General features: G+C 75.6%; 9 protein-coding genes and 1 pseudogene. 3 read left to right on the top strand and 7 right to left on the bottom strand.

Annotated elements, in window-relative coordinates:
• Window positions 1-33 precede the first annotated feature (33 nt).
• A complete protein-coding gene (locus ACZ4XD_RS18250; RefSeq protein ID WP_468043215.1) occupies window positions 34-786 on the bottom strand; it encodes an anti-sigma factor in 753 nt (250 codons plus the stop codon).
• Window positions 783-1,370, bottom strand: a complete 588-nt coding sequence (sigK, locus tag ACZ4XD_RS18245) for an ECF RNA polymerase sigma factor SigK (RefSeq protein WP_042158454.1) — start codon at window positions 1,368-1,370, stop codon at window positions 783-785. The genes ACZ4XD_RS18250 and sigK overlap by 4 nt, the downstream gene beginning before the upstream one ends.
• Before the next feature lie 212 nt (window positions 1,371-1,582).
• On the opposite strand from sigK, the gene ACZ4XD_RS18240 reads away from it, so the two are divergent.
• From ACZ4XD_RS18240 to ACZ4XD_RS18230, 3 genes are read left to right on the top strand one after another with little or no spacing between them, the layout of a single operon-like run.
• Window positions 1,583-2,773 (top strand): lycopene cyclase family protein, encoded by a 1,191-nt coding sequence (locus tag ACZ4XD_RS18240; RefSeq protein WP_468043213.1) that lies wholly within the window; start codon window positions 1,583-1,585, stop codon window positions 2,771-2,773.
• Window positions 2,774-2,811: 38 nt separating this feature from the next.
• A complete protein-coding gene (locus ACZ4XD_RS18235) occupies window positions 2,812-3,540 on the top strand; it encodes a class I SAM-dependent methyltransferase (RefSeq protein WP_468043211.1) in 729 nt (242 codons plus the stop codon).
• Complete coding sequence (locus ACZ4XD_RS18230; RefSeq protein WP_468043209.1) at window positions 3,537-5,099, top strand: FAD-dependent oxidoreductase; 1,563 nt, start codon at window positions 3,537-3,539, stop codon at window positions 5,097-5,099. Before ACZ4XD_RS18235 ends, ACZ4XD_RS18230 begins: the two co-directional genes overlap by 4 nt.
• Before the next feature lie 118 nt (window positions 5,100-5,217).
• On the opposite strand, the gene ACZ4XD_RS18225 is transcribed toward ACZ4XD_RS18230, so the two are convergent.
• The 5 genes and pseudogenes from ACZ4XD_RS18225 to ACZ4XD_RS18205 form a co-directional block, all read right to left on the bottom strand.
• A complete protein-coding gene (locus tag ACZ4XD_RS18225) occupies window positions 5,218-6,231 on the bottom strand; it encodes a DUF5914 domain-containing protein (RefSeq protein ID WP_468043207.1) in 1,014 nt (337 codons plus the stop codon).
• Complete coding sequence (locus ACZ4XD_RS18220; RefSeq protein ID WP_468043205.1) at window positions 6,228-7,217, bottom strand: phytoene/squalene synthase family protein; 990 nt, start codon at window positions 7,215-7,217, stop codon at window positions 6,228-6,230. The genes ACZ4XD_RS18225 and ACZ4XD_RS18220 overlap by 4 nt, the downstream gene beginning before the upstream one ends.
• Window positions 7,214-8,749, bottom strand: a complete 1,536-nt coding sequence (gene crtI / locus ACZ4XD_RS18215) for a phytoene desaturase family protein (protein WP_468043203.1) — start codon at window positions 8,747-8,749, stop codon at window positions 7,214-7,216. Before crtI ends, ACZ4XD_RS18220 begins: the two co-directional genes overlap by 4 nt.
• Window positions 8,746-10,056: a polyprenyl synthetase family protein gene (locus ACZ4XD_RS18210; protein WP_468043201.1), complete on the bottom strand. Its 1,311-nt coding sequence runs from the start codon at window positions 10,054-10,056 to the stop codon at window positions 8,746-8,748. Before ACZ4XD_RS18210 ends, crtI begins: the two co-directional genes overlap by 4 nt.
• 120 nt (window positions 10,057-10,176) lie before the next feature.
• Window positions 10,177-10,316 (bottom strand): annotated as a pseudogene (locus tag ACZ4XD_RS18205) (3-oxoacyl-ACP synthase); the annotation flags it as partial.

The raw sequence follows: 10,316 nt of genomic DNA, 5'->3' as shown, positions 1-10,316 counted from the left end.
GCCTCCCGGGGTCGGATCCGGTGGGGCCGGAGGTCACAGCCGGAGGAGGGCCAGCGGCGTGGTGGTGGGCCGGCTGGAGCCGCCCGGGGGTTCCGCCGTGACGCCGACGCCGTCCGCGCCCTGGGGGCCGCCGGTCAGCAGCATCGCGCCGGAGGAGCTGCCGGTCCGCACCAGTCCGGCGGGCTCCATCGCGCCGTTGCGGCTGTACCAGAGTTCGTACACCCGCTGACCGGACAGCGCCGGCAGGCCGTGGTAGAGGAAGGCGGTCTGGCCCCGCCGCTTGGAGGCGACGACCGTCCCGCTGCCGCCGCCCTTGAGCGCGGTGGTGCGGAAGGTGGCGTCCGGGGCGGTCATCAGGGCACTGACCGCGGCGGCCTGCTGCTCGGCGCGGGCGGTGCGGTCCCGCTGCTGGTCGGCGTCGTTCCGGGCCTGGACGGCCAGCCCCCCGGCGAGGGCGGCGACCACCAGACAGGCGGCGGCCGCGAGGTACGGCAGCCGGAATCGTATGCCCCGGCGCAGCGGGACCACGGTCGCGGTCGCGTGGCGCCCCCTCGGCGGCAGCTGCCTGACCTCGGGCAGGGCGGCCATCACCCGGGTGCGCAGCCCGGCCGGGGGCACCTCGGCCACGGCCAGCGCCAGCCGGGCGGCGGTTTCCTGGAGTTCCCGCACTTCCTGGGTGCAGGCCGGGCACTGCGCCAGATGGCGGGTGAACTCGGCGGACTCCTGCTCGGACAGCGCGCCCAGTGCGTAGGCGCCGGTCAGCGTGTGCAGATCGACGGTGCTCATGCCGACACCCCCAGGCAGTCGCGGAGCCGGATGAGCCCGTCCCGCAGTCGTGTCTTGACCGTGCCCAGCGCGGCGCCCAACAGATCCGCGGTCTCCCGGTAGGTGTAGCCGCGGTAATAGGCGAGCGTCACCGACTCCCTTTGCAGGTCGGTGAGTTGCTGGAGGCAGCGGCGCACCTGCTCCCGCTCCAGCCGCCGCTCGACCTGCTCGCTGACCTCGTCGAAGGGGGCGGTGTAGGCACCCATACCGGCCCGGTGGTCGCGGTCGGCCGCGGCCTGCACGGAGCGCACCCGGTCCACCGCGCGACGGTGCGCCAGCGTCATGATCCAGGCCATGGCGCTGCCCTGCCGTGCGTCGAAGCGGGCCGCTGACCGCCACACCTCGATCAGCACCTCCTGCGCGACCTCCTCGGACTGCGCCGGATCCCGTACCACCCGGCGCACCAGGCCCAGTACGGAGCCGGCCACCGCCGTGTAGAGACTCTCGAACGCGTACTGGTCGCCGCGGGAGACGCGGGTGAGCAGTGTTTCCAGGGCACCGGTATGCGGTGCGGGGGATCGGTCGCCGCGGGCTGCGACGGGCATGGACACCTCCGGACGTGACGTGGTCACGAGTGATTCGGCGCCGGGCGACACCTGGATTGGTCGGGAGAGGATTCTTGCGGACGTGCGCCAAGGATCCGCATCCGGGTCGGCAGCCACCACGCGTGCCGGATTACCGCGCGTCGGATGCCGCCTCCCGGCCGGGGACTGCGGAAAGATCGCCGCGGGGGCATCGGGCGGCGAGAGGACCGGGCGTGCAGGACGCGGATGCCGTCATCGTGGGCGCGGGAGCGGCCGGGCTGTCGCTCGCCCACCGGCTGTGTGCACCGGCGGCCGGCGGCCGGCCGCTGCGCGTGGTGCTGGTCGACGCACCGCGGGGTCCGCTCACCCCGCCGGAGCGGACCTGGTGTTACTGGGAGGCGCCGGGTGGCGCGTTCGACCAGGCCCTGACCGCGTCATGGGAACGGCTGCGGGTGCACGGGCCCGGCGGTGAGGCGACCGCGGGGCGGCCCGAGCCGCTCCGGTACAAGATGCTGCGGTCGCGTGACTTCGAGGCCCTGGTGGCCGCCCGGCTCGCCGGACAGGACGCCGTGGTCCGGGCCGAGGCGACGGTGGAGTCCGTACGGGACGTCAGCGGCGGGGCCGAGGTGCGGGGGCGCGACGCGGCCGGGCGGCCGGTGACCCTGCGGGCCCGCTGGGCCTTCGACTCCCGGCCGGCCGGGCCGCTCCCGCCGGCGCGGACCACCCTCCAGCAGCACTTCCGGGGCTGGTTCGTGCGCACCCGGCGCCCGGCGTTCGACCCCACGACCGCGGATCTGATGGACTTCCGTACCCCGCAGCCCGGCCACGGTCTGTCCTTCGGGTATGTGCTGCCGCTCAACGACTGTGCGGCGCTGGTGGAGTACACGGAGTTCTCCCGTCGCACCGTCGCCACCGCCGACTACGAGCGGGCCCTGCGCCACTACACCGGGCAGGTGCTGCGGCTGGGTGCCTTCCGTGTCACGGCCGTTGAGCAGGGCGCGATCCCGATGACCGACGGCCGCTTTCCGCGTCGGGTGGGCCGGGCGGTGTTCCGGATCGGGATCGCCGGCGGCGCCACCCGTCCGTCGACCGGATACACCTTCGCTTCGGTGCAGCGGCAGACGGCGCCGATCGCGGCCGCGCTGCTGGCCGGCCGCCCTCCGGTGCCCCCTCCCCCGCACACCGCCTGGCACCGGGCCATGGACGCCGTGCTGCTGCGGGCGCTGGACAGCGGCCGGGTGGACGGCGCCGAGTTCTTCACCGGGCTGTTCCGCACGGTGCCGATGGAGCGGCTGCTGCGGTTCCTCGACGGCCGCTCCCGGCTGTGGGAGGACGTCAGCATCGGCCTGCGCACCCCGGTCCTGCCCATGCTCCGCACCGTCGCCGAACTCCCGCTGCTGCCCCGCCGCACCACCGTGCGGTGAATCCGCCCGCTCTCGCCCCGTCACCGGAGGAGACATCCATGGCCCTGCTGCACGACGGCGAACTGACCGCCGCCTTCGACCATGCATCCCGCAGCTATGACCGGCTGGTCGCGGTGAATCCCGGCTACCACGGCCAACTGCGGCGTTCCGCCCGCCGGTTGGGGCTGCCCGGCGCGGGCCGTGGACTGCGGGTGCTGGATCTGGGGTGCGGCACCGGTGCCTCGACGGCGGCGCTGCTCGCCGTCGCCCCGCATGCCGAGATCACCGCCGTCGACGCCTCGGCCGGCATGCTGGCGCGGGCCGCCAACAAGTCCTGGCCGCCCGGGGTCTCCTTCGTGCACGCACCGGTGGAACGGCTGGCCGACGCCGGGGTGAGCGGTGGCTTCGACGCCGTCTTCGCCGCGTACCTCTTCCGCAATGTCACGGACCCGGACGCGGTCCTCGGGGCGGTACGGGAGGCGCTGGTGCCGGGCGGGCGGCTGGCCGTTCATGAGTACACACTGGCCGGCGGAGCGGTGCCCCGTGCCGTGTGGACGGCGGTGTGCACCGGCATCCTGCGGCCGGCCGGGCGACTCGCGGGGGACGCCGGCCTGTACCGCCATCTGTGGCGCAGCGTCCTTGCGTTCGACACCGCCGCGGAGTTCACCGGGCGGCTGCGCCGGGCGGGCTTCCGGCAGGTGCGGGCCCTGCCGCTGACCGGCTGGCAGACCGGCATCACCCATACCTTCGTCGCCGCCGCGGCCGGCGCCCGCGAGGAGGGGGCGTGACACCGCGACAGGAGGACGGCGGGGCCGCGCGGCGTGGACGTGACCGGCGGGCCCGGACGGTGCCGGGGCCGCCGGGGCGGGACCGGGCGGCGGACGGCGGTCCGGAGGTGGCGGTGGTCGGCGGCGGGATCGCGGGCCTGGCCGCCGCGACCGCGCTGGCCGAGCGCGGGGTGCGGGTGACGCTGTACGAACGTGCCGGGGTCCTCGGCGGCCGGCTGGCGGGCTGGCCGGTGCGGCTCGCCGACGGTTCGGCGGCGACCATGAGCCGCGGCTTCCATGCGTTCTTTCCCCAGTACTACAACCTGCGGGGTCTGCTGCGCCGGGTCGACCCGGGGCTGGGGATGCTCAGCCGGCTGCCCGACTATCCGCTGCACCACCGCTCGGGCCTGCGGGACAGCTTCGCCCGGGTGCCCCGCACACCGCCCTGGAGCGCACTGGGTTTTGTGGCGCTCAGTCCCAGCTTCACCTGGCGGGACCTGGTACGGATGCGCCCCGGCGCCGCGCTGCCGCTGCTGGACGTACGGGTGCCGCAGGTCTATCAGCGGCTGGACCGGGTCAGCGCCGCGGAGTTCCTCGCCCGTATCCGGTTTCCCGAGGCCGCGCGGCACCTCGCGTTCGAGGTGTTCTCCCGGAGCTTCTTCGCGGACCCGCGGGAACTGTCGGCCGCTGAGCTGGTGTTGATGTTCCACATCTACTTCCTCGGCTCCAGTGAGGGGCTGCTGTTCGATGTGCCCGATGAGCCGTTTCCGCAGGCGCTGTGGCAGCCCCTCGGCCGGTATCTGGAAGGGCACGGCGTCCGGTTGTGCACGGGCACGGAGGTGACACGGGTCGCGCCGGTGGCGGGTGGTGGGGTGCGGGTCGCTGCCGGGGAGGGTGCGGACCGCCGGTTCGACGCGGTGGTGCTGGCGCTGGACCCGGGCGGGCTGCGCCGGCTCGTCGCCGCCTCACCCGAGGTGGCGGATACCGCCTGGCGGGCGCGGATCGGGCGGCTGCGGACCGCGCCGCCGTTCCTGGTATCGCGGCTGTGGCTGGCGCGGCGGGTGGCCGCCGACCGGCCCGGTTTCCTGGGCACCAGCGGATTCGGGTCCCTGGACAATGTCAGCGTGCTGGAGCGCTGGGAAGGCGAGGCGGCCCGGTGGTCCGCCCGTACCGGCGGCTCGGTGCTCGAACTGCACGCCTACGCCGTCGCCCCGGGCGCCGACCGGGAACGTGAACAGCGCCGCCTGGTGGAGCAGTTGCACGCCGTCTACCCGGAGACCCGCGGTGTCCGGATCATCGACCGCCGCCATGAGTGGCGCGCTGACTGCCCCCTGTTCCCGGTGGGCGGCTTCCACGACCGGCCCACCGTGCACACCCCCGACCCCCGGGTGGTGGTCGCGGGCGACACGGTGCGGACCGGGTTCCCGGTGGCGCTGATGGAGCGAGCCGCGACGACCGGATTCCTCGCGGCGAACGCGCTGTTGGCGCGCTGGGGCCTGCGCGGCCAGACCCTGTGGACCGTGCCGGACCGGGGGCGGTCGGCAGCCCTGCGGTGGGCGGCCCGGCGGGGCGAACGGTGACCGGGACGCGCCGCGGTCCGGACGGCGGGCCTGCGGGCGGGGGTTCGACGGGGCCGGCCGACGGCCCGCCGGCCGGTCTCAGCCCGGATGCCGGTGTCAGCCCGGGTGCCGACCAGTATCAGCCCGGATGCCGGCCGCTGGTGCGCAGCTGCCAGCGGCGTTCGGCGTAGGCCAGATCGTCCCGCCACAGCCGGCCAGCGGCGGCCCGCATCAGCGGACGCAGGGCGGGCGCGGCGGCGCGGGCCAGGGCGAAGCCGGGGCGCCGGGAGGTGGCGACGATCGCTTCGACGACCACGGTGCGCGGGCGTCCCAGGTCGTCCGGGCCCAGAGGCGTGGCATGGGTCTCCACCACGGATCCCTGCCCTTCGCCCTCCAGGATGCGCATCACCACCGTACGGGGCCCGGGGGCGGTGAACAGCGCGGTGACCGGCACCACCGCGCGTCCGGCGACCTTGAAGGAGACCTGGACGGTGAGGCCGTCGGGCCGTTCCGCGCCGTGCTCCGCGGGGGTGTCGAGCACGGTGAGGTCGACGAAGGAGTAGGGGTGGAACCAGGCGCCGTGCCAAGGGTCGAGGCGGTTGGCGACCACGTCCTCGGGTTCGCAGCGGCCGGTGCCGGTGTAGACGGCGGCGACGGCGCCCGCCGGGCGCGGCCGGTCGGGCAGCACGGGCTGCGTCAGCGGCCGTTCGCCGCCCGCCTCGTCGAGCCGTACCCAGGCCAGCAGTCCGTCGTCATGGGCGGGGAACGGCTCCCAGCCGGCGAACGGGGCGCCGTCCAGGGCGAGTCCGTGCCACCGGCAGCGCAGGATGCCGCAGCGGACGGGTCCCTGGGCGAGGGGCGCGCCGAGGTGCGGGCAGGCCCCGGGGCCGGCGATCAGGCGGCCGCCGGCGTCCCGCCAGGCGACCACCTCGACCCCGGCGACGGTGCGGCCGAAGGCGCGGTGCGCGCCGATGTCGCGCGCCGCGCCGAGGACGAACCAGTTGCCGGACGGACGGGCGAGGGCGGCCTTGACGGCGTCGGCGATGCGCGCGGGTTTCGCGTCGCGCCAGGTGGGGTGCTGCTGTTCCCACAGCTCGGGCCGGCGGCGCAGCCGGAGCGGGAGGCGCGGGGCCCGGCGGGCCTCCTGGGTCATGGGGTTTCCTCCTGCGCGTAGTGCGGCACCCGCCCGGGCCGCGGCACGGGCGGCCGGGCGGTGACACGGGTGGCGGCGAGTCGGGCCAGACCGCCGAGGGCGGTGGCCGCGCGGCGTCGGCGGGAGACCACGGCGCGGCGGTGCAGCACGGCGTATCCGTCGTCGCGCACGGCATCGAGGATGGCGCCGTAGAGGACGAACGCGGTGCGGATACAGGGGCGGGAGACCGGGTCGAGCATGGCGAGGCCGGGTTGCGCCTCGCGGTAGACGCCGCGGGTGAGCGCGGCGGCCGCCTGAAGGGCCGCGGTGATCCGCGGGTCCGGGAGGCCGGTGTCCCGGCTCCACCGGAGCAGTGCGCGGTCGACGCCGTGCGCCGCGAGCAGGTCGGCGGGGAGGTAGATCCGGCCCCGGTCGAGGTCCTCGCCGACATCGCGCAGGAAGTTGGTGAGCTGGAAGGCGATGCCGAGGGCCGCGGCGTGCGGCACGGCTTCCTCCTGCGGTACGACGGTGCCGAGCACCGGCAGCATCTGGAGCCCCATCACCGCGGCGGAGCCGTGCATATAGCGCCGCAGATCGGCGTAGGTCGGATAGTCCGTCACCGTCAGATCGCTGCGCATCGAGGCCATGAAGTCCGCGAAATGGCGGTGGTCGATGCCGTACACCGCCGCGGTGTGCGCCACCGCGCGCACCACCGGTTCGCTGCTCCCGCCACCCCGCAGGCCGTCGTCGAGGCAGCGGTGGAGGGCGTCGAGCGCCCGGGCGCGGTCCGCGGTGGTGTGGCCGATGGCGGGGTCGTCCACGATGTCATCGGCCCAGCGGGCGAAGCCGTACAGGGCGTGTACGGCCGGGCGGCGGGCCGCGGGCAGCAGCCGGGTGGCGAGGAAGTAGGTCTTGCCGTGCCGGGCGTTGAGCCGGCGGCAGTGGGCGTAGTCCTCGCGGAGGCCGGGGTCGGTGACGCCTGCGGCGTCGAGTTCGCGTGCGGTCATGCCGGGATGCCTCTCGTGGCGGGGCGGGACGAACCGGCGGTCGGACGTGGGGGCCGCAGGCCGGTGATCCGGGCCGCGGCGAGCTTGCCGGAGATCAGGACGGTGGGGACGCCGACCCCTGGGGTGGTGCCGCAGCCCGCCAGTACGGCGTTGGCCGTGCCGCGTACCAGGTTGCGGGGGCGGAAGGGACCGGTCTGCGCGAAGGTGTGGGCGGCGGAGAGCGGCGTTCCGGCGGCGAGCCCCTGTGCCGTCCAGTCGGCCGGGGTGACCATGCGGTACTCCTCGATGGCGGCGCCGATGCCGGTGAGGCCCCGGCGTTCGAGGACGGCGAGCAGGCTGTCGCGGTACCGGGGGGCGAGGTCGCGCCACTCCCCGGCTCCCGGGCCGGTGTCGGTGTTGGGACAGGGCGCCAGGATGTAGTGCACGTGCCGCCCCGGCGGGGCGAGTTGCGGGTCGGAGGCGGTGGGGCGGGTGAGCAGCAGCGAGGGGTCGCTCATCAGCCGGCCGGTGCGGGTGAGTTCCTCGAAGGTCCGCTCCCAGGCGGCGCCGAAGGAGAGCGTGTGGTGCGCCAGCCGCGGCCAGGTCCGGTCGGTGCCGGCGTGCAGGACCACCGCGGACGGTGCGTGGCGGAGCCGGAGCGGGCGGCGGGGGCGCCGGCCGAGCAGCCGGTGGACGACCGGCAGATCGGGGGTGAGGACCACCGCGTCGCAGGGGATGCGCTCCTGCGCGGTGACCACCGCCGTGATCCGTTCGCCGGTGCGTTCCAGCCGGGTGACGGGGTGTCCGTAGCGGAAGGCGGCTCCGGCGTCGGCGGCCGCGTCCGCCATGGCCCGCGGCAGGGCGTACATCCCGCCGCGGGGGAAGTACACCCCGGCGACGGTGTCCATGTAGGCGATCACGGCGTAGGCGGCCAGGGCGCGCGCGGGCGGTACCCCGGCGTACAGCGCCTGGAAGGAGAAGACCCTGCGCAGCCGGGCGTCGGGCAGGAAGCGGCCGATCCGGTCGTCGAGCCGGCCGAAGCCGCCGAGTGCGGCGAGGCGGGCCAGGTCCGGGTGCATCAGCTGGAGCGGTGAGTCGAAGTTGGTGTCGATGAAGCGGTGACGCTGGACGTCGTACAGCTGCTGGAGCCAGCGGCGCAGCCGGCGGTAGCCGTCGGCGGCCCGGGGCCCGGCGAACCGTTCGACCTCGGCCGTCATGGCCGCCGCGTCCGTGTGGACGTCCAGCTCGCTGCCGTCGGCGAACCGGGCGCGGTAGGCGGGGTGCAGGGCCCGCAGCTCCATCCGGTCGGTGAGGCGCTCGCCGACCGCGGCGAACGCCTCGTCGATGAGGTCCGGCATGGTCAGCACGGTCGGCCCGGTGTCGAAGTGGTAGCCACGGCTTTCGATCCGGCCGGCCCGGCCGCCGGGCAGCGCCGCCCGCTCGACGACCGTCACCTGCCGTCCGGCGCCGAGCAGATGCAGCGCGGCGGCCAGCCCGGAGAGACCGGCGCCGACCACCACCACATGGTCGGTGGGGCCCTTGACGGTTCTCATACGCTGCCCCTTCCGTCCGCCCGGGCGTCAACGGGCTCGGCTGCGCTGCCGGTTCGTGCTGCCGGGCGCGGGTGGCCGGTGGCGGTGCAGTGGCCGGTGGCGGTGCGGAGGCCGGCGACGGAAGCGAAGAGGCCGCGCAGCCGGGCGGCAGCGGCGGGTTCCGGGGCGGCCGCGTCCAGATGGCGGATGCTGCGCGCGACCAGCCGGTGGATGCGCCGTTCGACGAGGCCGGGAGCGCCGGTGGCGACGAGGACGGCGCGCACCCGCTCCAGGTCAGCGGCGTCCAGCCCGCTGTCACCGACACAGCGGTCGAGCAGCGCGAGGGCGGCCCGGTCGCGGCGCTGCACGGCGCGGGCCCGGCCGACCGCGAGCAGATAGGTGTGCTTGCCTTCCCGGATGTCGCCGCCGGACGGTTTGCCGGTCCGCTCCTGGTCCCCGAACACCCCCAGCAGATCGTCCTGGAACTGGAAGGCCACCCCGGCACAGCGGCCGGCGGCGGCGAGGGCGCGGGTGGTGGGCTCATCGGCCCCGGCCAGCGCCGCGCCGAGGGCCAGCGGCCGCTCCACCGAGTACCGCGCGCTCTTGAGGTACGCGGTGCGGACGGCCAGCGCCACGGAGCGGGAGCCGGCGATCTGGCCGTAGAGGTCGAGGTACTGGCCGGCCACCATTTCCATCCGCATCGTCCGCCAGAGGTGCCGCACCCGCGGGCCGGCCACCGCGCCGAGTTCGATACCGGCGACCGTGTCGTCCGCCCAGGCGAGGGCGAGATCGCCGGTGAGTACGGCGGCGGCGGTGCCGAACCGCCCGGCCGCTTCCGCGGTGTCCGGGGTCGCGTACTGGCCGGCGAAGGCGGCATGCACCGCGGGCCGGCCGCGGCGCAGCGGTGACCGGTCCATGGCGTCGTCGTGGATGAGCGCACACGTCTGGAGGAGTTCGACGGCGGCGGCCACCCGGAGCGCCGTCGCCACGGCACCGGCGCCCGGCCGGCCCTGACAGGCCCGCAGCCCCCACCACAGGAACTGGGAGCGGGTGCGCTTGCCGCCGTCCAGGGTGAAGCGCGCGACCCGGGCGGCGACATCCCGTGCGAAGGTGCGCTCGACCCCGGCCGCCCGTGCGACCTGCTCACCGAGAACGCCGACCAGCGTGCGTCCCACGGCGGCCGGCACATCCGCGTCGACGGTGTCCGGTCCGGGCCCGGCTGAGCGGGTGTCAGCACGGTCCGGTCCGGCCGTCACGGTGGAGAGACCGGGCGGCGGGCCGGTCTCGCGCGGCGTGCGGGGCGCGGTGGCCCCGGTACGACGGCGCATCGTGGTTCCTCTCGTCGCGTCGGTCGGCGGAGGTCGGCGGCGGGCCGCGTACCGGTACCGGGAGCCGCCGCCGGGTGCGGCGGGGTGGGGCACGGCGGCCGTGCGCGGCCCGGTCCGCGGTCAGGCGGACCGGAAGACGAGGGCGGCGTTCTGGCCGCCGAAGCCGAAGGAGGTGCTGGCGGCGGCGGACAGGGGCGTGCGGCGAGGTGCCTTGGCCACGATGTCCAGGTCGATATCGAGGGCGGGGTCCTCGTGGTTGG

Source organism: Streptomyces sp. NPDC029466, assembly GCF_055574515.1.
The sequence above is the reverse complement of the archived record's forward strand: the minus strand, read 5'-3'. Positions and strand labels throughout refer to the sequence as shown.